The sequence below is a fragment of the Bacillus sp. Bvel1 genome, assembly GCF_014872755.1.
GTDB classification, from domain to species: Bacteria; Bacillota; Bacilli; order Bacillales; family Bacillaceae; genus Bacillus; species Bacillus velezensis.
This window is the reverse complement of record NZ_JAAOBZ010000006.1, coordinates 504203-527048: the sequence shown is the minus strand read 5'-3', so window position 1 is coordinate 527048 and position 22846 is coordinate 504203. Positions and strand designations below refer to the sequence as shown.

The 22846-nt window shown below is 45.3% G+C and carries 28 protein-coding genes and 1 pseudogene; 6 read left to right on the top strand and 23 right to left on the bottom strand.

The window, feature by feature from the left end:
* Window position 1: 1 nt before the first annotated feature.
* The 7 genes from yknW to HAP68_RS06840 all read right to left on the bottom strand — a co-directional run bounded on the left by yknW (window position 2) and on the right by HAP68_RS06840 (window position 5191).
* Entirely contained in the window at window positions 2-700 is a 699-nt protein-coding gene (yknW, locus tag HAP68_RS06870) for a YknW family membrane protein (RefSeq protein ID WP_024085245.1), read from the bottom strand.
* A gap of 324 nt (window positions 701-1024) precedes the next feature.
* A complete protein-coding gene (moaD, locus tag HAP68_RS06865; protein ID WP_003154578.1) occupies window positions 1025-1258 on the bottom strand; it encodes a molybdopterin converting factor subunit 1 in 234 nt (77 codons plus the stop codon).
* Window positions 1255-1725 (bottom strand): molybdenum cofactor biosynthesis protein MoaE, encoded by a 471-nt coding sequence (locus HAP68_RS06860; RefSeq protein WP_003154579.1) that lies wholly within the window; start codon window positions 1723-1725, stop codon window positions 1255-1257. Before HAP68_RS06860 ends, moaD begins: the two co-directional genes overlap by 4 nt.
* The gene (mobB, locus tag HAP68_RS06855; RefSeq protein ID WP_184123311.1) at window positions 1726-2247 is read right to left on the bottom strand and encodes a molybdopterin-guanine dinucleotide biosynthesis protein B; all 522 of its coding nucleotides are present in this window, start codon (window positions 2245-2247) and stop codon (window positions 1726-1728) included.
* Window positions 2208-3500, bottom strand: a complete 1293-nt coding sequence (locus HAP68_RS06850) for a molybdopterin molybdotransferase MoeA (RefSeq protein WP_015388302.1) — start codon at window positions 3498-3500, stop codon at window positions 2208-2210. The genes mobB and HAP68_RS06850 overlap by 40 nt, the downstream gene beginning before the upstream one ends.
* A 17-nt stretch (window positions 3501-3517) precedes the next feature.
* Window positions 3518-4537: a molybdopterin-synthase adenylyltransferase MoeB gene (locus HAP68_RS06845; RefSeq protein WP_024085243.1), complete on the bottom strand. Its 1020-nt coding sequence runs from the start codon at window positions 4535-4537 to the stop codon at window positions 3518-3520.
* 51 nt (window positions 4538-4588) lie between these two features.
* Window positions 4589-5191, bottom strand: coding sequence for a molybdenum cofactor guanylyltransferase (locus tag HAP68_RS06840; RefSeq protein WP_024085242.1), 603 nt, complete (start codon window positions 5189-5191; stop codon window positions 4589-4591).
* A gap of 145 nt (window positions 5192-5336) precedes the next feature.
* On the opposite strand from HAP68_RS06840, the gene HAP68_RS06835 reads away from it, so the two are divergent.
* A complete protein-coding gene (locus tag HAP68_RS06835; RefSeq protein ID WP_003154589.1) occupies window positions 5337-6329 on the top strand; it encodes a coiled-coil domain-containing protein in 993 nt (330 codons plus the stop codon).
* Between the two features lie 20 nt (window positions 6330-6349).
* Here HAP68_RS06835 and rok read toward each other — a convergent pair whose 3' ends face one another.
* On the bottom strand, window positions 6350-6946 hold the full coding sequence (gene rok / locus HAP68_RS06830) for a transcriptional regulator Rok (protein WP_003154591.1): 597 nt from the start codon (window positions 6944-6946) through the stop codon (window positions 6350-6352).
* 451 nt (window positions 6947-7397) lie between these two features.
* Window positions 7398-7856, bottom strand: a complete 459-nt coding sequence (locus HAP68_RS06825) for a TlpA disulfide reductase family protein (RefSeq protein WP_024085241.1) — start codon at window positions 7854-7856, stop codon at window positions 7398-7400.
* Between the two features lie 287 nt (window positions 7857-8143).
* On the opposite strand from HAP68_RS06825, the gene HAP68_RS06820 reads away from it, so the two are divergent.
* A complete protein-coding gene (locus tag HAP68_RS06820) occupies window positions 8144-8950 on the top strand; it encodes a mechanosensitive ion channel family protein (RefSeq protein ID WP_003154595.1) in 807 nt (268 codons plus the stop codon).
* Window positions 8951-8983: 33 nt separating this feature from the next.
* On the opposite strand, the gene HAP68_RS06815 is transcribed toward HAP68_RS06820, so the two are convergent.
* From HAP68_RS06815 to fadH, 14 genes and pseudogenes are all read right to left on the bottom strand, one after another.
* Window positions 8984-9229 (bottom strand): YkuS family protein, encoded by a 246-nt coding sequence (locus tag HAP68_RS06815; protein ID WP_003154596.1) that lies wholly within the window; start codon window positions 9227-9229, stop codon window positions 8984-8986.
* Between the two features lie 60 nt (window positions 9230-9289).
* Window positions 9290-10414: an N-acetyldiaminopimelate deacetylase gene (locus HAP68_RS06810; protein ID WP_024085240.1), complete on the bottom strand. Its 1125-nt coding sequence runs from the start codon at window positions 10412-10414 to the stop codon at window positions 9290-9292.
* Between the two features lie 70 nt (window positions 10415-10484).
* A complete protein-coding gene (gene dapD, locus HAP68_RS06805; protein ID WP_003154598.1) occupies window positions 10485-11195 on the bottom strand; it encodes a 2,3,4,5-tetrahydropyridine-2,6-dicarboxylate N-acetyltransferase in 711 nt (236 codons plus the stop codon).
* Between the two features lie 81 nt (window positions 11196-11276).
* Window positions 11277-11732: a flavodoxin gene (locus HAP68_RS06800; RefSeq protein WP_024085239.1), complete on the bottom strand. Its 456-nt coding sequence runs from the start codon at window positions 11730-11732 to the stop codon at window positions 11277-11279.
* A 26-nt stretch (window positions 11733-11758) separates the two neighbouring features.
* Window positions 11759-12652 carry a WD40/YVTN/BNR-like repeat-containing protein gene (locus HAP68_RS06795; RefSeq protein WP_003154601.1) on the bottom strand — a complete coding sequence of 298 codons (894 nt, stop codon included), beginning with the start codon at window positions 12650-12652 and terminating at the stop codon, window positions 11759-11761.
* On the bottom strand, window positions 12642-13115 hold the full coding sequence (locus HAP68_RS06790; protein WP_003154604.1) for a flavodoxin: 474 nt from the start codon (window positions 13113-13115) through the stop codon (window positions 12642-12644). Before HAP68_RS06790 ends, HAP68_RS06795 begins: the two co-directional genes overlap by 11 nt.
* A 125-nt stretch (window positions 13116-13240) precedes the next feature.
* Window positions 13241-14122: a transcriptional regulator CcpC gene (gene ccpC, locus HAP68_RS06785; protein WP_003154605.1), complete on the bottom strand. Its 882-nt coding sequence runs from the start codon at window positions 14120-14122 to the stop codon at window positions 13241-13243.
* Between the two features lie 140 nt (window positions 14123-14262).
* Window positions 14263-14706, bottom strand: coding sequence for a cyclic-di-AMP-binding protein CbpB (gene cbpB, locus HAP68_RS06780; protein ID WP_003154608.1), 444 nt, complete (start codon window positions 14704-14706; stop codon window positions 14263-14265).
* Window positions 14707-14849: 143 nt separating this feature from the next.
* The gene (gene abbA / locus HAP68_RS06775) at window positions 14850-15041 is read right to left on the bottom strand and encodes an antirepressor AbbA (protein ID WP_003154609.1); all 192 of its coding nucleotides are present in this window, start codon (window positions 15039-15041) and stop codon (window positions 14850-14852) included.
* Window positions 15042-15181: 140 nt separating this feature from the next.
* Window positions 15182-15700: a ribonuclease H-like YkuK family protein gene (locus HAP68_RS06770; RefSeq protein ID WP_003154611.1), complete on the bottom strand. Its 519-nt coding sequence runs from the start codon at window positions 15698-15700 to the stop codon at window positions 15182-15184.
* Window positions 15701-15822: 122 nt separating this feature from the next.
* Window positions 15823-16062 (bottom strand): YkuJ family protein, encoded by a 240-nt coding sequence (locus tag HAP68_RS06765; protein ID WP_003154613.1) that lies wholly within the window; start codon window positions 16060-16062, stop codon window positions 15823-15825.
* A 442-nt stretch (window positions 16063-16504) separates the two neighbouring features.
* Window positions 16505-17725 carry an EAL domain-containing protein gene (locus HAP68_RS06760; RefSeq protein ID WP_003154615.1) on the bottom strand — a complete coding sequence of 407 codons (1221 nt, stop codon included), beginning with the start codon at window positions 17723-17725 and terminating at the stop codon, window positions 16505-16507.
* A 143-nt stretch (window positions 17726-17868) separates the two neighbouring features.
* Window positions 17869-18414 (bottom strand): annotated as a pseudogene (locus HAP68_RS19530) (hypothetical protein).
* Between the two features lie 109 nt (window positions 18415-18523).
* Entirely contained in the window at window positions 18524-19288 is a 765-nt protein-coding gene (gene fadH, locus HAP68_RS06745) for a 2,4-dienoyl-CoA reductase (protein WP_003154618.1), read from the bottom strand.
* A 143-nt stretch (window positions 19289-19431) separates the two neighbouring features.
* Here fadH and HAP68_RS06740 point away from each other — a divergent pair, with 143 nt between their 5' ends.
* From HAP68_RS06740 to HAP68_RS06725, 4 genes are all read left to right on the top strand, one after another.
* Window positions 19432-20295 (top strand): metallophosphoesterase, encoded by an 864-nt coding sequence (locus tag HAP68_RS06740; RefSeq protein ID WP_024085238.1) that lies wholly within the window; start codon window positions 19432-19434, stop codon window positions 20293-20295.
* Between the two features lie 74 nt (window positions 20296-20369).
* Entirely contained in the window at window positions 20370-20864 is a 495-nt protein-coding gene (locus HAP68_RS06735) for a L,D-transpeptidase family protein (RefSeq protein WP_088037173.1), read from the top strand.
* Between the two features lie 75 nt (window positions 20865-20939).
* A complete protein-coding gene (locus HAP68_RS06730; RefSeq protein ID WP_024085236.1) occupies window positions 20940-22232 on the top strand; it encodes an MFS transporter in 1293 nt (430 codons plus the stop codon).
* Between the two features lie 122 nt (window positions 22233-22354).
* Window positions 22355-22819, top strand: a complete 465-nt coding sequence (locus HAP68_RS06725) for a YkyB family protein (RefSeq protein ID WP_003154622.1) — start codon at window positions 22355-22357, stop codon at window positions 22817-22819.
* The last annotated feature ends 27 nt before the right edge of the window (window positions 22820-22846 follow it).

Genomic DNA, 22846 nt, shown 5'->3' with positions numbered 1-22846 from the left:
GTTATACACCTGCTGTCACTGAACTTAACAGTCCTCCGACTGCCGAAACCAAAAGCATAATAACAAACAGGACAACCGCGGAAGTCCAGGCCGCTTTTTTCGAAATGCCGCCTGTATAGCGAAGTCCCAAAGCCAGCAAAATATAGCTCCAGATGCTGAAAATGTCGAACGCGCTTAAAAAGACCGCGACGCCGTCTCCGGCCGGTATGACACTCGCCAAAGATGTAACGGCGTACAATGAGCCCGCACCGGTAAAATAAGTGACAAGACCGTTAATAACTAAGCCGATATTGGTAATAAACGCCGTAAACAGGCTGAGTGAGAGCATTTTTTTGTAAGTTGTCACGCCGCCTGAAATTTTGACGCACAGCCAGTAAATGAGCGGAACGATAAACAGAGCGATAATGCCCCCGAAGATTCCTCCGAACATCGTGCCGAATTTAGCGAAGGTTTTGGTCATTTCAATCTGATCATCCGTCAAACCGTCAAGAGATGAGCTGTTCAGCACTTCTTCATAATTCATCCCAAGCCCGCGCAAAATACTCCCCGCCGCAATGAGAATGATGACAATCAGGAGAGGAATGCCGATGACCGGCTTTTCTTTTAATCTTTTAAACTGCACAACAGGACTTGTAATGACGCCGAAAATTGACGGCTTTTCCGTGACTGCCGCATTGCTTTTTTCCAGGTTTGGTTCCATATAGCTGATGCCTCCTATGTATTATTCTGTTTATACGTACGCTTTAGGCTGAGAGAAGTTTCAATTTTTTTGCCGTTTGCGTATTTATGCTAAATTGTAACACAAATTCTCAGCTTTACGTTCCATAATTATGTAAAAAAAAGCATCGTCAGACCGGTATGACGGGTGGCTCAAAACCTTGTAAAGGCACTGTTATCAGCCTATTCATGCAGTGAAAACCGCCTCAATTGCAAAACCCTTTAAATCCCATTTAAATATTCTCTGAAATTCAGCGCCTATATACAAAAAGAGCCGGATGGCAATGATGCACACCCGGCTCTTTTTTCACCCTCCGCTTACAGGAGGGATAAAGGCAATGGTATCACCTTCTGTTACGATGCTGTTGTCTTTTACATATGTTTCATTGATTGCGATCATGGCATTGTCAATCGTCTGAAGGCCGTACCGTTCCTTTAACAGCGTTTTTACAGCAGACGCCGCCGTCTCTTTTTCGTCAAGTTCAATGACCGATGTTCCCGCCTGCTCCGCAAGCCCGGCAAATAATAATACTTTAATCATCGCGATTCCCCTTTATCCAAATCCGGTTTTCCGTTCGGATAGGGCGTTGTTTCCAGCTGATCGCCTATCCATTCTTCCCCGTCTTCCCAGATTTCTTTTTTCCATATCGGCACAATCTGTTTTATCCGTTCAATTGCATATTCATTCGCCTCATATGCCGCCTTTCTGTGCGGAGAAGACACGGCGATTACGACCGCTGCTTCACCGATATCAAGGACGCCGACACGGTGAGTGATTGCAGCTTCGGCTCCTTCCCATTTCGCGCTGATTTCACTGCCGATTTGAGAAAGCATTTGAACAGCCATCGGTTCATACGCTTCATATTCGAGACGCACCGTCCGCCGTCCTGCAGTCCACTCTCTGACCGTGCCGATAAACGTTGTGATGGCGCCGGCTTCACGCTTTTCAACTTTTTTTACGATATTTTCCGCAATGATAGGTTCCCTTGTAATTTGAAAACGTTCCATTTAAGCAGATTCCCCTTTCAGCTGCGAAAGCACAAACATAATGGCAGCCGGATCGTCCGCATGGAATACGGGCTTGCCTGCATCTGTCGGCATATGCTCCGTATTTCTGCTGACAACCGCGATCACGCGCTCCAAATGCTTCAGCTTTTGCCAATCTTCGCTGTTTTTGATCATAATGATTTTCGGATGCGGCGCATGTTTAAATCCCTCTATGAGAAGACCGTCAATTCCCAGACATTCATACAGACTGATCAAACCCGCCAGATCCCATTTTTTTCGCGCCGTAAGCTGCAGGACGCCGGCCCCTTCTACTGCCGTAACCGCGGCTCCGGCTTTTGAAAAGCGCTCCGAGTCTTTCCCGTCAGAAAAAGGTTCCGGTTCTCCGCCATGTCCGTGATGTTTTAAACATCCAATATCGCACTCTTTCGGCGCCGCTTTCAGCACACGTTCAATAAACGTTGTTTTACCGCTGTTTTGAAAACCTACGATCTGGACGATCGGGAAAGAATTGACCACGGCCATTCACTTCCATTCTCATCACGAATGAGGAGCGCGTGAACCGTCCGGCCCGCTTCATACCCCCTCGTTCCTCCCGGCAGAAGGATAAACGCGTTTGCTTCGGCAAGAGATGTGACTGAGCTTGATTTGTCGAGACCGACCGGTGACGCCATCATTTTTCCGTCCTTATGATAAACAAATGCCCTCACAAATCTCGTAAACGGATTCGGCTTCGGAAAGTCGTTTGTTAACACGGCTTCCGCCCATCCGGAATGAGGTTTTTCATTCAGAAGCCACGTCTGAATCATCGGTTTGACAAACAGGGTGAATCCGACATAACATGCGGACGGATTGCCTGAAAGGCCGAACAGCAGCATGTCATCGGCCCGGCCGACAGTTGTCACGCTCCCCGGGCGCATTGCCACTTTGTTAAAAAGAACTTCCGCTCCGAGCTTATTATAAATGTCCGGAAGAAAATCAAAATCGCCGACTGACACGCCGCCGGTCGTGATCAGAAAATCAACTTTTTTCATAGCTTCCTTCACCGCAGCATAGCTGTCATCAAAATCATCGGAAATTTTCCCTAAGTTCAGCGGTACCGCACCCGCTTCAATGACCTGGGCATATACCATGGCAGCGTTGCTGTTGCGGATTTTCCCCGGCTCAAGCGGATCGCTGACATGAAGAAGCTCGGTTCCCGTTGCGATAATGCCGACAACCGGCTTTCTGACCACGGGAACGGAAGCATAGCCGAAGGTTGCTAAAAGAGCGGTTACGCCCGGCGTGATTTTCGTCCCTTTTTTTAATAGCGAGCTGCCTTTTTTCGCATCTTCTCCTTGATATGAAATATTATCCCCCGCATGAAAAGGGCGTTTCACTGACATGTAATCCGTGCCGTTTTCAGAAAACGTTTTTGTCAGCTCAAGCATCACTACGGCATCCGCGCCTTTGGGAATCTGCGCCCCCGTCATAATGCGGACCGCTTCATAAGGCCCGAGTTCTTTTTCTGACACGGCGCCGGCTCCGATATGGTCAATGACTTCAAAGGTGACGGCATTGTCACGGGAAGCCGTTTTTGAATCGCTCGCCCTGATGGCAAACCCGTCATACGGAGAACGGTTAAAAGCCGGCACATCATGATCCGCCTTAACATCCTCCGCCAAATAGCGGTGGAGACTGTCCTCAAGCGCCACCCATTCGGTATCCCCCTTTTTTTTATACCGGCTCACCCGGCGGACTGCTTCGTCCACCTGAATCGGCGTTCTTTTTTCAAGCATAGCAATACATCCCCTTCCTACAGTCCGATCACTCTGGCCAGAACTGAATTCGCTTCTTTTATATCGTTTGTACCGTGAATCAGAGCCCGTCCGTCCTGAAAAATAACGATTCTGAAGCGCTCGTACGCCATGTGCAGCAAAAATTCATTTGCTTCCACTTTACCGATCTGCTTCAGACGTTTGACAAGCTCTTCTTTATCCAGCCTCTTTAAGGCTTCCGATCTGATTTGAACGGTGTCTCTTCCGCACAGCACGCTTGCTTTCGGCCTGTTTTCAGGCTGCAGATACGGATATACGGGCTCCGCGCCGCAGGAAGGGCAATGTTTCCGTTTGATCTGATCCACATTTATGCTCATATTGGTGTTATTCCACACGTCAAACGTGAAAAAGCGCCGATTTACCGCCGCATGATTTCCTGTCAGCAATTTCAGCGCCTCAGCCTGCTGATAGGCGGAGACGATATGAACCGCCGGAGGTATGATGCCTGCTGTATCACATGTCGCTCCGCCCACGGGCATTTGCTCAAACAGGCAGGATAAACACGGCGTAACCCCCGGAATAATCGTCATGCACATTCCCTGACTGCTGACACAGGCACCGTAAATCCAAGGTGTTTTCGTTTTCAGCGCCAGATCATTGATGACCATTCTCGTTTCAAAATTATCTGTCGCATCCACAATGCAATCCGCTTGTTCGATCAGCGGTTCGAGCGTTTCCGCCGTACCTTCCGCCGCGTAAGCATCGATATGTATATTACTGTTTACCGCTAAAAGACGCGCCTTGGCCGCCATTGCTTTCGGCAGGCGCTGTCTCGCGTCTTCTTCTGTATACAGCTGCTGTCTTTGTAAATTGCTCCATTCCACATAATCCCGGTCAATAATCGCCATACGGCCCGCTCCGGCTCTTGCAAGGCCCTCTGCCGCGGCTGTTCCGAGGGCTCCGGCTCCGACAATCAGGACACTGCTGTCAGCCAGCGCCTGCTGCCCTTTTTCCCCTATCGGCTTAAATCTTGTCTGCCGTGAATAGCGCTCTTCCATCTGTGTTGTCCCCTTGCATTTTTATTTCCATCATACCATGTTTCTTACCGATCAGTCCTGATTTGAAGACTCGACATGCGCCAAAAGTCTGGTGTAATCGTCCCGTGTGTTGATATTAGCGAACTCCTCCGGCCCGGCGCCGATGTCTTCAGCCTGCACATAACAGACAGACAGCCGTTTCAGCGTGTCTGTCATTTTCAGTTTGTTTTGTGTCAGCTGATCAAAAAGCACATCCTGCACCCGTTTATGGTAAACCGCCAAGAGGGGCTGCTCTCTGTTTTCACAAATCGGTATGACAGCGTCCAGATTTCCCGTCAGCTTCATTTCAAGCGCAGCCATCGTTTTTCTTGTCACGAGCGGCGTGTCACAGGATATGACCGTATATGTTTCGCCTTCCGTTTGTTTCATTGCCGTATATATGCCGGCAAGCGGGCCCATTCCCCGAAACCGCGGCTCATCGGCAAAAACATGCCGCTCCCTGTTTGATAAGAACTTTTTTATATGCTCAGGGCGGCTGATAATTACCGTTTCTCCGCCGCCGAAGGCTTTTTTCGCCTGTTCATAAAACATGCCGCCCTTCCACTTTGCAAAAGCTTTCGGTTCTCCGAATCTTCGGGAAGCTCCCCCCGCTAATATTACATTCACCCGTTTCATGTCATCGCTCTCCCATTCTATATAAAAGCATAGCAAACGCCTCAGCCGAAATACAATATTACGGTGCTTGTCTGTTTAATTAAGAGGAATAGCCGTTGTTCCTTTCCCATATTGTAGTGTTAACATCATGAGGGAGATGGTTCTTATGAAAATATCAGGTCCGTTTTTCCACGACACTTCTCAAGAGAACCTTTACTTGAAATCCGAACTTTCCAGATGCAGAAAAATAATTTCGGAATTTGAAGCAAGCTACTTCCATCAAAAAAACAATAAGCTTCAGGAGGAAAACGCCAATATTAAAGAGCGGCTTCACAAGCTTTCTGACGAATTGGAAGCCATGGCTCAAAAACACAAACAGACAAGTGACACGGAACGTTCTTTGCATGAAATCAGGGCCGGGCTGCTCGATAAAATCGTCATTCTGCAAGAACTGCTTCAGCAGGAAACGTTTCGGCGGAAAAATGAGATGGAAGAAAAACATCGGCTGCATCTTACAAATGTAAAATTTGAAGAAGAAAATAAAAACTTACATACCCGCATCCGCTCACTTGAGACCGCCGTTCAAACCGAACGGACTTCTCACGAAGATATGAAACAGCGTTATCATGCCGCTGCAGACGAAAATACCCGGCTCCAAACACAAATGATAGAAAAAGAATACCAGCTCAAACATATTAAAATAGAAATTAATCATATGAGAGATCGAATACTAGAAACAAAAGAACGGCTTGTAGAAATAGAAAAAACGAAAGAAAAGTTATTTCAAGAAACCATTCTTTCATATAAACGGCAGCTTGACGAAAGCGATGCTTGGATTGCCGGCCATTTTGCTGATATTGACAGCCGCACGGCGGAACCGGCGGAACAAACTCTGGAAATTCCTTCCGTTTCCAAAGAGACTGTTCAGGCAGAAGACTTGCTTACAGCCGTTACCGAACAAGTCATCTCCCTTCAAAAACAATTTGTAGAATCAGAGTCCCGCGATCAGTCGTTTGATGAAAAACTGGATGCGTTGAAAGAACGAGCTGACGGCGAAAAGCCTTTCCAAAAATATGTTGTCAAGCTTGAAAAAAAGCCTGGAAAAGATGCGTCACTTCCGCAGAATAAACGGGAAAACGCAAAAAAACTGCTTGAGTAACGCAAGCAGTTTTTACTGTTTTATTCAGCAGCCGTATCATTTGCCGTTTCTGCTGTTTCCTGAGAGATTTCTCCCTCAAGAATATATTGGCCGCGGTATGGTTTTTTCACTTCCGGATACATTTTAATTAAGCTTTGCATAAATGTTGTCATATTAGGAATTTCAAGGCCGCTTTCCTTTTCAATTTCCTTTTGCAGTTCGGAACTTTTGATCGCTGCATTGTGGCGTTTCAATGTTTTAATCGCTGCTTCGCGCAGTTTTGCCGCTTTTGATCCTGGTCTCGCCGTCCCTCTTCTTCTTCTTGTAGAACCGTCTGGAATGCCGGCGGGAAGAGACGTAATAGACTGCATCTGCGGCTGGGAGGATTGCGGCTGTGTCTGCGGCTTTTGATAGCTTCTCATTTCCTGTGCTGCAAGCTCTGCAAGCACCGGGAGAGAGTCACTTTTTTTCTCCGGACGAAACTCTTTTTTTGTATCGGACAGGCTGCCCGTATTGTCTAATTCTCTCAGTTTTGCATATATTTTATCACGTTCTATTTGATATTCACGAATGACTTTTACCTCTGCTTCGTTCAATTGTTCTAAACGTAAGCGCAGCGCTTCTCTTTCATTAAACATGTGTAAAACCCCCTGTCAAAAATTTAAACGCTTTTATTAAGATATTAGATTACAAAAGTAATTTTATCAACTATTATTTTATCATTTTACTATTTTATTTACTCTATGAAAAATTGCTTATTTTCTGAAAATGGTACTTTATATACAAAAACCCCTTATCATATAGGGGATTCTGGACAAAGTTCCAATTTATTGAACGATTTCAAAATATAACTTGAAATTACTTGTTTAATGAAAATTAGCGTGATATCTACAATTTTCGACTATAATATGTAAAAGTTAATGATATGGATAAAACAAGCGGTACAGCGTGTTTACAGCTGTTTCTCTTATTTTTTAAGCCATACATGCCATATTGGAATTTTTTATCCAATAGTCACAAAAAAACCCTGTTACCTAACGGCAAAGGGTTTGCAGAACCGAGACAATAGTCCGGCGGAGATTGTCCCGATTACTCAGAAGCCTGCTCCGTTTCTGAAAGTACCCGGCTGATGCGTTTTTCAAGCATTTTCATCCCGCTCTCTCCCGCTTGAAAATGGCGGAGCTGTCCGCTTTTATCAAAAACGTAATAAGCCGGCACATATTCATTTTCAAATGCGTCAGTCAGCGTATGATCGCTGTCGACGTAAATCGGCTGAGAGATATCGTGTTCAGCCGCTGTTTTCTTGATTTTCTCAAGATCAAGATCGTCTTCGGAACGGGGCATGTGGATGGCCACCACATTCAGCTGATCTTTATATTTATCACGAAACCCGTTCACCTCAGGCATCGCTTCTTTACACATGCGGCAGCTGGCGGACCAGAAGTGAATCAGTGCCGGCTTTCCGCCGACCAGCTGTTCCTTCGTAACTTCTCTGTTAATCCATGCTTTAGCGCCTGTTAATTCAGGCATTTGCTGATGTAATTTCATCTTATTTCCCTCCTTATGAAAAAAGTTTTTTGCCGGGGCTTTCAGTCCGCCGGGCAACGTTCTCCTGTTTTCCCTCCAAAGGAAATGATTTGGCTGAATCACCATGTTAAAATGAGTGTGGCGATTCCTTAGTTCATATCTTCACAAAAATGAAGATATTGAAACCGGGCAATATGAACAAATCATAAATGTAATAACTGGTTTCTATGAAAAGGTTTATCTTATTTAAAAAACGGGTATATCACTTTTAGCTTTTTCCTCAATAGACTTGAAAGGAAGACATCACTATGATTGATTTAAAACACTTTGATTGGGCCGGGCTTCTCACATCTGCCGGGATTTTCATCATAAAGCTGGCTCTCATTATTTTAGCGTATTTTATTTTCCGGACGGCAGGAAAAAAGCTGATCAAGCATCTGTTTCAGAAATTCGAGCAACAAAACAACCTCTCCACAGGCCGCGCTTATACTTTGCGAAGCCTCGCGCTTAATGTGTATGGATACATCCTGATTTTCGTTTTTATCGTAATGATTTTGGATTTATTTCACTACAATCCGAGCGCTCTCATTGCCGGCGCCGGCGTGGTCGGTCTCGCCGTCGGCTTCGGGGCTCAGGGGCTTGTCAGTGACATCGTCACCGGATTTTTTATCCTTTTGGAAAAACAAATCGACGTCGGTGATTATATTACGGTTGCCGGCTACAGCGGCATTGTCGAGCAGGTCGGTCTCCGTACGACGCAAATCCGGAGCTTTGACGGCACGCTTCACTATCTTCCCAACCGGGGCATCACGAATGTGAGCAACCATTCCCGCGGAACGATGCAGGCGCTTGTCGATATTAAAGTGCCGCTTGAAAAAAATCTTGATGAAACCATTCAAATCCTGCAAACCGCATGTGACAAAGCAGCCGCTGAGCTCCCGCAGATTAAGGAAGGGCCGGACGTCATCGGGGTTCAGGATTTAAGCACGTCAGAAATGGTGATCAGAATCATTGCCAAAACAGAAAATATGGAGCAATGGCGGGTTGAACGCGTACTGCGGAGAGAAATGAAAATCGCGCTCGACCGTTTTAAAAACGCCGCTTCCGCCGAATAGAAAAACCGAAGCGTAAGCTTCGGTTTTTTCTTTTTAATGAAATTTTTTTTCCACTTCGCTGCAGATTTCGTCGGCGGTCATTCCGGAAGCCGTAATGACGGGAGCCTGAGTTGACGTATCGGCAATGCCTTGGACATTGCTGTCAAGTCCGGTTACGACACAGCAGTCACAATTCTTCGCATCCTCAGGAGTCTTCATCATCACTACGTCATATCCTTTTTGTTTTAACGCCTGTTCTACATCCGATAAAGATTGTTCAATTCCAATTTTTTTCGTCATATTGAACACCTCCGTTATGTAGAATGCTCAATTTTTGTTAGATTATTCTTCTTTTCGGATTTAATTGGCATACTTCGAAAAATATCCGACCATGACATTTACCGCGGTTTCCATCGCTTCTTCATCCGGGTTCAGCTTGGCGTGATGAAGCCCGTGGGATGAATCGGCCCCCAGCCAGAACATAAAGCCGGGATATTTTTTCAGCATATATCCGAAATCTTCTCCGGTCATCGCTTCTTTCGCCGTTTTCACGTCAGCAAGCTGATGATCGCTGACAAATTGCATAAATTCTTCGGTCAGGCCGCTTGTATTATAAACTTGATGATAAACGGACGGATACGTGACTTTTCCTTTGCATCGGAAGCCGATTTCAATTCCTTTGACAAGCTCTTCAATCCGCTTTTTCACCATACGCATTGATTCCTCGGAAAGCGTCCGGATGGTTCCCTCCAGATGAGCATGCTCTGCGATGATATTTTGCGCCGTGCCCCCGGTAATCGTTCCGACAGTTATCACAGCGCTGTCAAGCGGATCCGTATTTCTGGATATGACCGTTTGCAGCTGCGTGACAAGCGTGCTCGCGGCAACGACCATGTCATCTGCTGTATGCGGATATGCCGCATGTCCGCCTTTCCCCTCAAGGTCGATGACGAGCTCGCTCGTATTGGCAAACAGCAATCCGCTTTTGGTGGAAATGGTGCCGACCGGCAGCTCTGGTGCTATATGTAGGGCGGTGATTAAATCCGGCGTCCATTTTTTCAGCACATCGCTTTCAAGCATCGGTGCCGCCCCGCCCGGTCCTTCTTCAGCCGGCTGGAATAAAAAGAGCAGATCATGTTTGACGGGGTGATGGACAAAATGATCAATAATGCCGAGCGCGATGGTCATGTGCATATCGTGTCCGCATGCGTGCATAAAACCGGGGTGCTCAGATGCAAACGGAAGCCCCGTCTGCTCTTCAATCGACAGAGCGTCTATATCCGCTCTGTAGGCGAGCATTTTTTCCGGAGCCGTGCCGTTGATTTTGACAAAGATGCCGGTTCTCCAAGTTTCGATTTCAATTCTTTCTTCCGGATATTGGTTTAAAAGATTCAGCAGGTACTGCTGGGTTTTATATTCCTGAAAGCCGATCTCCGGAATGCGGTGCAGATCTCTTCGGATGGCAATGAGCCGCTCTTTTTCCATATGTATTCCTCCTTGAGATAAGAATAAGGCGTGGATTTTATCATCCACGCCCATTCTATCAAACCATTCCTTACAGCTGGCGTAATTCCTGTTTGATTTCTGTTTTGCCTTTTGTTTTTTCATCGATATCTTTGATTTTTTTCGCTGGTGTTCCCGCTACAACGGTATATGGCTCGACGTCATTTACAACAATGGCTCCGGCGGCGACAACTGCTCCTTTACCGATTGTTACGCCTTCAAGCACAACCGCATTTGCGCCGATCACAACGTCGTCTTCTACGACAACAGGCTTAGCGCTAGGCGGCTCAATAACGCCCGCTAATACAGAACCCGCTCCGATGTGGCAGTTTTTGCCGACAGTCGCGCGTCCTCCGAGAACAACGTTCATATCAATCATCGTACCTTCGCCGATGACTGCACCGATATTAATAGATGCACCCATCATGATAACGGCATTGTCGCCGATTTCGACTTGGTCGCGGATAATAGCGCCTGGCTCGATTCTCGCTTTCACATCTTTTAAATCAAGCATCGGGATCGCAGAGTTGCGGCGGTCATTCTCAATGACGTAATCCTCAATTTTGTCTTTGTTTTCTTCGATTGCGCTTTTAATTTCAGCCCACTCGCCAAAAACGACGCCGGATTGGCCGTTCAGGAATGTTTTAGCGGAATCGCCAAAGCTGATTCCTTCGAGATCGCCTTTTACATACACTTTTACAGGCGTTGATTTTGTACTATTTTGAATAAATGAAATAATTTCATTTGCATCCATCATTTTCATATGTATTGTCCTCCTCTGATTTTCTACCTCATTACTGTAACAAAGGAAGGATACAAAGACAAGAAAAAAAGGAACAAGCCTTTATTCTGCCGGCTGGCTGCACAGCGCGGCAAACTGTCTTCCGAATTCCCGGAGCTCTTCTTCCTCACTGCCCTCAGGGTTGTTTTCAATTTTGACCGACGGCAGCACCACCCGTCCGCCGCGGGCCGTAATTACTTTTTCCAATTCGTCAACCGCTCCGCAAAAAAACTCATAGGACGTATCTCCGGAACCGAACAAAGCAAATGTTTTTCCCGTAAACTCCAGTTTTTCCATATCTTCAGCAATATCGAGCATTTCATCAGGAAGATCCCCGTCTCCCCACGTATATGTGCCTAATAAAATATACTCGTAATCATTAAAAAGTCCGGCATGAATATCCATCGCTTCATATCTGTCTACGGATGCTTGTGCTTCGATCAGCCCTTTTTCAATTAAATCCGCCATCGCCTCGGTGTTTCCTGACATTGTAGCGTAAACAAGCAATACATTCCCCATCTTCGTCTCTCCTTTATGCATAAAAACTAATGTGCGAGCCGAACCGCCTCATACGGTCTGACAAACTTACTTTCGTAAAGGCCCGCGCAAAAAAAGTCTTCTTCCCGGTTGGCCACCCGCCATCCGTGACCGCGGATCGTATCAAACCACTTTAATTCACCGGCAGCGAGATCAGCTTGATAAATACGCGAAAATCCGCTTTCGTCCTGTGACGAAGTGACATAAATAATCCCGTTATCCTCAGACACGTCGAGAAATGATTTTTCCCGTACATTGTCCCCGGCTGTAATGGCAAACTCCTCATGCGTCCGCACGTTTCGGACAGCAAGCTCCCCCCGTTCTCCCTTTGCCGCGCCCTTTGCTGCAATGAGCCAGTCATTCTGATACATCATCATTGAAGCCGTCATGCGCTGCCTTTCGCGGCTTATACGCCGGATGCGGCCTTCCGTCAGATCATACGCCCAAATGCCGCCATGATTCATATGAATCCGGGTGCCGATATAAACCGTCTGACCGTGTAAACAAAGCGAACGGATGACAGGCGGCTCCTTTAATTGTGAAAAAGGCTTAGCCACATGCCAAGTGACGCCGAAATCATCAGATAAGTAGATGCAGTATGTGCCGTGCGCACAGACAAATCCGTCATTCCGCCCGGCAACGGCCCATACGGAGGCGCTGGTCGGAAATCGGGAGGCCGTCCAAGTCTTTCCTTGATCGGCCGATCTGAGGACGGCGCCTTTTTCTCCAGCCGCGAATATGTAGGGCCCTATATAAGTCAGCACATGAATCCTGCTCTTCACTCGGAATAGTCTTTTCCAGCCTTCTTCCGCCGAAAAATGAAAAATACCTTCGCCTTTCACAGCGACAAAAAATCCTGAAGATACTGATGCCATGACAGCCGTCGCGCCTTTATGAAACATGGCACCGGTCTCCGTGGTGAGCGGCCCATGCAAGAAAACCGCGGACAAATTCTTTGCAGCATTCTTGATCTTCAGCCGTCTCGGGCGCCAGCTCAATTTTCAGCGTTTCCGGATATAAATTGGCTCCGGCCTGTTCAAACGCATCGCAAAACAGCGTGACCGCTTCGCAAAACTTCGGGTAGGCGTGATCGCCTGAACCGAAACAGGCCGTTTTCAGTCCGTTGAGCTGGCTGTGCAGAATATCTTCGTAAAAATCTTCCGCTTCGTAAGGAAGATCACCATCCCCCCATGTGTATGTGCCGACAAAAACATAATCATATGCTTTTAGAGAATCCGCATCTGCTTCGTCCATATCAAGACAGTCAACCGCTATCTGATGCCCGCTCAGTGTTTCTTTTATAATGCCGGCAATATCCTCTGTATTCCCCGACATGCTTGCGTATATCATTAATGCTTTCTGCATATGATCACCTCGTAATTGATAATGATTTTCATTAACATATATAACACTTTAAATGATAATGATTTTCATTGTCAATAAAAAATAAAAAATAAAAAATAAAAAAAGACAGCATGATTGCTGTCTTTCTAAAATGGGCGTTCCTGTTTCAGCATATCTTTAATGACAGAAACAAAAGCCTGCACCTGTTTTAATTCAAATGCCGGCTCATAACCGAGCAGCCATGTGTCACGGCCGATCGGATGGTCCTTTGTATCAAGCAGGGGCATTTTATTTACTTTATCTTCCTCTTCTAAGGTGACTGACGGCAGAATGGCATAACCGATCCCGTGCAGCGCCATCTGCTTGCACGTTTCAATCTGATCGACAAGGATGGTCTGTTTCGGCGAGGTTTTGAATTTTTGATGCCACCAATGCTGAATTTCCTGAAAATATGTACTGTCACTTTTGAATTGAATAAACGGCCGGTCGGTATGGGCAATATCATCAATACAGGAAATTTCCGTATCGACCAAATATAAATGATCGGTCATTAAATAATCTTTCCGGCCTTTCCATTCCGGATTTCCCCGGATAATGCCGATATGTACCTGATCTTCATACAGACTTTTCAGCATTTCGCTGCTCCACCCTGTAATGAGAGAGACCTTTGCATTCGGATATCGTTCCACATATGTTTTTAACACTTTCGGAAGCCAGTGCTGCCCGATAATCGAGGCGACGGCAAGCTTTAATGTGCCGTGAATCTCACCCTCAAGTTCATCAATGTTTTCTCTGATTCTTTCTTGCCGATCCGTGACGTCATTTGCAAATTGTATGATTTTTTCTCCTGCCGGCGTTACCGTAAGTCCTTTTTGAGACCTAAGAAAGATCTTTGTTCCCCAGGTTTTTTCAATGGTCTGCAATCGCTGGGACAGAGCCGGCTGTGACACGAATAACCGTTCGGCAGCCTTCCTCATGTTTAATTCCTCAGCTAAAACTACGAGCATATGAAGCTCTTGAAGCTGCATGTCGTCCTCCTTTTCAATGCCTTTTCGTATTTCTTATCTACCATTCTAATCAAATAAAGGCTGCCGAGGCAAGCGCCACTCATATGTATGCGTTTTCTTTTTCTGGCATGCGAAAGAACAAATAGGCTGATCGTGCGAGCCTACTTATTCAATGATCTGATATGACTGCTCAACTGCTTTAATACGACTCTTCTCGTGAAAATGCCTTCAAAGACGCCTTCATCATTTTCAACGCAGACAAAGCCGTTGTTAATGACCATGCTGAACCCTTTGATAATCGGATCATTGATGTGGAGACGGGGAATGTCTTTCAGCATGACTTCCTCAACCGTAATTTGATCCAGCTTCTCAAACTCGATCCGTTCAAGTCCGAAAATGCTGTTCATAATCATATTTGTCCCGATCAAACCGTGCAGACGGTACGAAGCGTCAAGGACGGGAATGGCGGTATAGCCGGTTTTCGTCAGCACTAATAGAGCATGCTCAAGGTTGTTTCCGACTTGAACGTGCGCCACTTTATCCGCCTCGATCATAAATTGTCCGACTGTTGCATCAAGAAGCTGATCTGATTGTAAGCTAATCATGTCACTTCGACCCCTTTACATTTTTCATCAAAGCATGTATTCCCTATATTGCAATAATATAAACATTATCATTTTTTGTCGAAAAGTTTCCGTCAATAAAAAAGATACTCTTTGCAATCGAGTATCAATTTATAGGCCGCTGATTAATTTTCGTTCCGAAAACGGTCATAGAGCGTTACGAGTTTTTTATAAGTGGTTCCATCAACGCTTTTTGACCCTGCTTCTATATCGTTGATTTCGCTGGTCAAAAGCTCAATGGCATATTCTTGATTGATCAGGATATTCAGCAGAAGTTTCTGTTCTTCTTCCGTAAATCGTTCACTGATAAGACTCATACGTAATCAGGCCCCCTATTTTTAACTGAATACCTCTGAAAGCAATGTGAAATTTGCTTTCAGCTCTACCGCTAGAATAAGTAAACAGAAAAAAATCGTCAACCGCATAATTCGACATTTTGCGGATTCTGTATGAAATATTATTTTGTGTAACGATTGGCATAACTGAATGCTGTGCAGGAATCGGGCTTGATTTTCGCTTCAATGCCCATCGAGGTAATGCGGCCGGTCATTTCTTGTATCAATTCTTTTGTCAGCCCTTTTTGACCGATATCCAGATGCACTTCAAATGAAAGATCCGCCCCTTCATCCGCAAAAGGCAAGAGCAAATCTGTCAGTTCCATAAGACAGCCGTCGAGGATATGCGCAGCCATCTCCTGGCTGAACGCGGTTTCCAGCGAGATTTTTTCGCGAAGGCTATGTATCGGTCTTGCAAGGTCGTGATTTTTCAAACAGCCCCAAGCTCCCTTGCCTGTACGGTGCAAGTGTATAGCCGTAATAAACTTTGTGAAGTCGCGGTAAACTTGTGAATCAGTCCCTACAGACAGCACGTATGCTGAACGGGGGTCTTTATTGACAAAGCGTTTCAGCCGCTCCGTCACGTCTTGAAAGGTCATCTGTGCCTCAGAAAGATTATAAAACAGAAAAGAATCAGCCATGTACGGACACTCCTCTTTCCAGAGTCTACAACCAAACGAACAAGCACGTTCCTTTGCATAATTTAATAAAGCTCCGCTTGCGGAAGACCGGAAGCTTGGTCAGCCTGAAAAATCAAATCACATTACTGAAGGAGCTCAAAAATTTCAATAGAAATCATGTCAATGTTATCAAACGGATATGTGTTAGGTTTTTCACCTTTTTGGAAAACCGTCAGTTCAAACGTTTGATTTTTTTCGAAATATTTAACACTGCAAATTTTTTCGCCGTTAACTTCAAAATAACGCTGCATCGGCTCGTTAGCCGCTTCCGCTGTTTCTTGCAGACTTTGCAGCCGCGTGATGATACCCATTAATTGTGACATTCTAAAAAAAGACTCCTTTCAAAAAACAACTTCAAATCAACAAGTATTTATTATAATACAAGTCCTACAGAGCATCATACCATAAAGTAGACCGGGATGGCATTTTCCCGCTGGATTTTCAAAAAGAAATAAACGGGAAAACCGTGTTTTCGAATAGTTTGAAGCTTTTTTCGGAATGTCATACGCCTTTCAAAAATAATTTTTCGCTTTTTGAGCCGCCATTGTCAGATGTATGTAAGGAGAAGCCCTTTTATGCGCAGACAGCATAAAAAAACTTGGCGGGGGTAGCGCCAAGCTTTTTCGGATCTTGATCTGATAGAGGGGTTGGGGAACAGAGAGTAACTTCTCTCTATAACTAAATGATAATGATTATCACTATCATTGTCAATCGTTTTTTAAAACTTTTTCACATTTATAAAAAAAGCGGCTTACAGCAGCCGCTTTAAAGTAACCCGTCCTGTTCATATAAATAAGAGTAAGGCAGATCGATAAATAAATACATATTGTCATCCATCGGATATGAAAAGGTTCTGATCATCTCACCCGTCTCAATATCACTGTACAGGTCACTGAAAAAGCCTTTTCTTGAATTCCGCATCTTCATAATGTTTTCTAAAAAGTACGGACGCCAGCTCCAGTTTTTCTCCACGTATTCAGGCTGATAAAGCCATTCGCCGGACTGCTTGAACACATTTCCCGTCAGCTGATAGCCTTCTTCATCACACATATAAATTCTGAAACAGCAGTCGGTCAGGTTTTCCGCCAGTTTTTTAATAAACTCATCGTCCGCCTGATGGGTTTTCTTCAGTTCGGAAACTGCCTGATTGACCCGCTTATAAAAATTCTCAGAGTGTTCGTATACTGTCTCCAGCTTCTTTTTTTCTCTCGTGATAAATTGCTGAAACTCCGTTTTCAAGCGTGCTTTTAACAGGCTCCGGTCTATAAAATCGCCGCTCGGCGCCTGCAGATAATAACCTTGAAAAAATCGGCCTCCGTTTCTCCATGCGTACTGGAGCTGAAAATCAGCTTCTATATCTTCATACAGCAGCGCGGCGCCGATTTTTCTCGCCAGCAATGAAATGCTGTACAGCACATGCTCATACGAAGGTGACGGCTGAGATACTTTCAGCGCCTGCAAATCTATTTTCAGAAGGTCCGGTGAAAGGAGCGCGATTCTGTCCAGGTTGCTGCTCTCCTTACCTATATTGTCCACCGCGATTTTAATGCCGTATGTACGATAGTAGGCAAGCATATGGTACAGCTGTTCAATGTCGCCTTCGAAATTGTGCTCGGTGATCTCAAGCACAATACGGTTCAATTCAATGCCCTGCTCTTCGTATTCTTTCAAAAGCTCAAGAAAGCTCTCGCCGTGGTCAAGCATCAATACATTCGCATCCTGATTGATAAAAATCAACAGATCGCGATCAGCTTCTTTAAACCGCTCCAGCGCCTGCCTGATGACTCTGTCATCGACCTCAAGCTTATATTCTTCCGGAATGCCGGAATCTAAGAAAAACGGCCCGAGGCTCTCAATCTCCGCATCTGCCAAAATACGGCCAAGCACTTCGTAGCCTACGACTCTTTGTTCCTCAGCGTTAAAAATCGCTTGGTAATACGGAATAACATCATCAATATTCGTCAGTATATCAAGTGGGTCCAACATGTTATCACCTGCTTCTCTATCTTTGTCTGATTATACACAATTATATCAGCACCACAAATGTTTAGATTAGGGGAAAAAGGAGGCAGTATGGCAGCAGTTTAAAATAAAAGGGGAAAACTTTTTAAGATCACTCTTCAGACCGGTTAATTAAGGACGTTATTCATTTGTTTCACCATCACAAATAAAAGGATAAATATAAGAGCATGATAACCGGCGGCTGTCCAAAAATAATGGCTCCAATCAGTACTGTTAAATATCCAATCATCATGTTTCAACTGAAAGAAAGTTCCTTTTTTATCTAAAGTGCCAAATGTAAGAGTTGTTAACCCGCCAGCACTCTTGGAAACGTCAACTCCATACATTGAACCGGCATGATCAGTATGATTTATTGGCATATACGTATAATCAGATAAAATTGTTTCCGCCAGCTTGGTTGGCAGAGACACATATCATACAGCCGATGTATCGCCTCCGAGCCCACTCAAATACTCCCCGGCTTTAATAAATTTCGTTTCATCAGGAAAATCTATATGATATAGCTTTTCAAATCTGATTATTTCATCAGATGTAAGATTGGTATTTTGATAATACTCCGGAGTAAAAGCGCAAATGATAAAGTACCAAATATTAAAGATGATAACGCAACTGCTTACAAATAGTACAACGAACCATTTTAATAATTTCTTCACTTATTCACCTCTTAATCTTTAAAAATTATATCATAATTTTGAATAGAAAAATAAAACAAGCGAACGGTCACCTTTAACGTTCGCTTGTTTTGCAAATATGTCATGTAAATTAAAACGGGTAAGGATTCAGCCATTGCCCCCCGTCCATTGTGATACAATCCCCGTTTATATAGGATGCTTCATCGGATAGCAAAAACGCTGCCAAAGCGGCGATTTCCTCCGGTGTCCCCAGACGGCCGAGCGGCACACTGTTCATAGTGCGGGACACCGCTTTTTCCGATTCAAACAGCTTCTCCGCACCGCCTGTCCGTTCAATCGGGCCGGGGGCTATCGCGTTTGTGCGGATGCCGTATTTGCTCCCCCATTCAACGGCCAGCGTTCTTGTCAGTGACAATACCCCCGCTTTGGCTGCAGCGGAATGAACGACACCCGCTCCCGCTCCCCATGCGTATGTAGCGGCCATATTTAAGATGACGCCCTTCTGCTCCTGCTCGATCCAATGCCTTGCCGCGGCTTGGCTGCAGAAAAATGTGCCGTTTAAAACAATCTCAATAACAGCTTTCCATCCATTGGGCGTCAGCTTCTCTGCCGGGCAAATAAAATTGCCGGCCGCATTGTTAATCAGCGCATCGAGCCGGCCAAAGACTTTTTTCGCTTCTGTAATCATGTCTGAAGCGGCGGAATCAGAACGGACATCCATTTGAAAACAGGCGACCTGCCCCTCAAAGGTCTCAATTTCTTTTTTTGTTTCCTCAAGTGCTTCATGGTTCCTCCCTGTCACCATGACGTGCCATCCTAATTCAGCCTGTTTTTTCGCCATTGCTTTTCCCATGCCGCTCGAACCGCCTGTAATGATTACCGCTTTCTTATCCATAACAAACCCACCCCTTTTATTGAATGAATAATCATTCATAATTTTATCATAGATGTCTTTCCGCGTCATTACATGCTGAGAAGGGATTTTTCAGCCAGGCTGATGATATAATAGAACAACTCTGACAAAGGTTGGTTTTACATATGGAGAAAATGACGAGAAGAACATTTTTAAAAAGAGGATTCGGCATTTTGGGTGCAGCTCTCGCAACGGCTTGCGGAGGTTACGGCTATGCCCGGTATATTGAACCGCGCATGATTGAGATCACCCGTCATACAATCACCAGCCGCCTGATCCCCCGCGGCTTTGACAATTTTAAAATCGTTCAATTCAGCGATACGCATCTCAGTGATGTGTTTACATCCGGTGACTTGAATAAAGCAGCGGAAAAGATCAATCAGCTGAAACCCGATCTGCTCATCTTTACGGGAGATTTAATTGATAAGCCGCATTTATTTAATGATCACCAGCAAGCACTGGCCGTGCTGCAAAATCTGGAAGCTCCCTTCGGCAAACTTTGTGTTTACGGAAACCATGACCACGGAGGCTACGGTACGAACACGTACAAGGCTCTGATGGAAGCGGCTGATTTTCAAGTGCTTCGAAATGGCTGCCGTCAGGTGCAGCTGACAGACGGAAGCCGGATTGAATTCGCGTTTTTGGATGATGTAATGCTCGGAAAACCCGATTATGAAGGCACCCTTTCCCGCCTTTCCGAAGATGCGTTTTCCATTTTAATCGTCCACGAGCCTGATGCCGCTCTCAAGATCGGCGGATATCCCGTAAACCTCCAGCTCTCGGGACACACTCACGGCGGCCAGGTCCAGCTCCCGTTTTTCGGCCCTCTCATTACGCCTCCATACGGAAAAACGTATACCGACGGCATGTATACGCTGCATGACACAGCCGTTTACGTCAATCGCGGGCTCGGTACGACAAGACTGCCGTATCGATTTTTAGCTAGACCGGAAATCACGTTGTTCACATTGAAAACCGTACAAAAATAAGACTTTTATCCCGATGCACAGACACCCCCTCCGTAATATGTATATGGAAAAGAGCAAAAAGGAGGGTGATGAAACTGCTGACATATCAAGTGAAACAAGGAGAAACCATCTCAAGCATTGCGCAAGACTTCAGAATAAGCACTGCTGCTCTCCTTCAGGCAAATCCCTCAATCCAATCGGTCATATACGCGGGACAGCACATTATCATACCGAATCTTCCCGACCCATCCACCATTCCCTATTCCATTGTCGTGTATATCGGAGCGAAGAAACTGGAGTTATACCGCCTCGGCAGGCTCATCCGTACGTACCCCATCGCCGTCGGAAAAATATTGACGACCACGCCGACCGGAGAATTTTACATTGTGAACCGCCAGCCCAAGCCCGGCGGCCCGTTCGGCGCTTATTGGCTCAGCCTCTCTAAAATTCATTACGGCATTCACGGAACAAATAACCCTTCCTCCATCGGCAAAGCGGTATCAAAAGGATGCATCCGAATGTATAATCAGGACGTCACTGAACTTGCCGCTACCGTGCCTAATGGAACAAGGGTGACGATTATAAGATAGAAAGATCTTATTTGTTAATGGAACGAGCTGATGATAATATATTACAGTGGGACCTTTAGGGTAAGGAGCGTGTTTATGGATATATTTAAAAATCGTAATTTTGTCCGTCTCTTTTTCGCAGCACTCGCTTCTCAAATGGGAACGACTGTAGGTAATATGGCTTTCGCTTTTTACTTGCTGGACCATTTTTCAAACCAGCCGGCATACACAACTTTGGCTGAGCTGATGTATTCACTGCCGACAGTTTTCGTATTTCTGATTGTCGGTGTCGCAGCTGACCGGCTTGACAGGAAAAAGGTCGCAGAGAATTGTGACTGGATCAGAGCCGGACTGACGATCATATTGTTTGCCGCATTATACACCGGGAGCATCCCTCTCGTGTTCTGTATTTTGTTCATCAGAAGCGCCGTGACCAAGTTCTTTTTCCCGGCGGAAGCCAGCCTTGTACAAGCTATTCTGCCTAAGGAGCATTATGCGAAAGCGGCGGGACTTAACCAGATCCTGTTCAGCATCTTTATGGTATTCGGCGTCGGTATGGGCGCGTTTATGTATAAAACGATCGGTATTCACGGAGCCATTATCCTTGATTTTGTCAGCTTTATTGTATCAGGCTTTCTGATCCGCGCCTGCCGCATTCCGAAAGAAGCCCGTCAGCCGAACGGCCCTTTTAAATGGGGAGATTCGTTTCTGAAAGACTCGGTCGCTGATTTTAAGGAAGGGATCGTATATATTGTTAAAAACAAATTGCTTGCTTCCCTTATTTTCGGCTTTTTTATCTTTGGTTTTGTCAACGGCGGCTTTGCCGTACTGCCGATGTTTACGATGAAATACGGACTTGCGCCTGATCATTACGAATCACATACTTCCATCTTCACCGTCGCACTCGGCTTCGGCCTGCTTGCAGGAAGTGTGATCGGAACAATGATCGCAAAAAAAGTCAAACCGCATCATTTGATGTCGATTCCTATTTTGGCAGCCGGACTGCTCATTTTTGTCCTCGGCTATACGGATAAGCTGTGGATTTATTATGCGGCGGCTTTCATCCTCGGCATGTGCATCGGCCCTGTCAATATCGCCATCGGCGGCTGGATGCCGAAAATCGTTCATCCGAAAATAATGGGCCGGGTCAGCGGCTGGCAGGATCCTTTTATGATGTTTGCCCAATCGATTACACTCGGACTGGTTGCCCTGTTATTTCCGAAATTCGTTTCCAATATTGATTACCTTTATTACGGCATGGGAATCGTGATTTTAGCGGTATTTGTGTTCTATTTTATCGCTCTTCCGAAATACAGCGCCGAGGCAGCAGAGGTCGATGTGCAGCAATCATTAAAGGCTGATTCCGAAAAACATGCGAAACCTGTCTAATAAAGGAAAAAAATGCGCCCTTTTCATCAGAAAAAGGCGTATTTTTATAATCAATATTTGCATTTCAACGCTAAAAAAGTATAATCTATATATGAACTTGATCAATGCAAAGGAGAGAAATAATGGACGACCACGCTTATTCGAAAGAGCTGCAGCCAACCATCGAGAATCTTTCAAAAGCTGTTTATACTGTGAACCGCCATGCAAAAACCGCCCCCAACCCTAAATACCTTTATCTGCTGAAAAAACGGGCATTACAAAAGCTTGTGAAAGAAGGCAAAGGGAAAAAAATAGGGCTTCACTTTTCAAATAATCCCAGGTTTAGCCAACAGCAGTCAGACGTACTTATCTCTATCGGAGACTACTATTTTCACATGCCTCCAACAAAAGAAGACTTCCAGCATCTTCCGCATTTAGGTACGTTAAATCAATCGTACCGCAATCCTAAAGCACAAATGTCTTTGACAAAAGCGAAAAACGTATTGCAAAAATATGTGGGCTTAAAGGAAAAACCGCTTGCCGCCAACAGGCAGCAGCCCGCTTATCATAAACCCGTATTTAAAAAACTTGGTGAGAGTTATTTTTAATTCCGCCGCAAAAAAGCCGATGCGTCA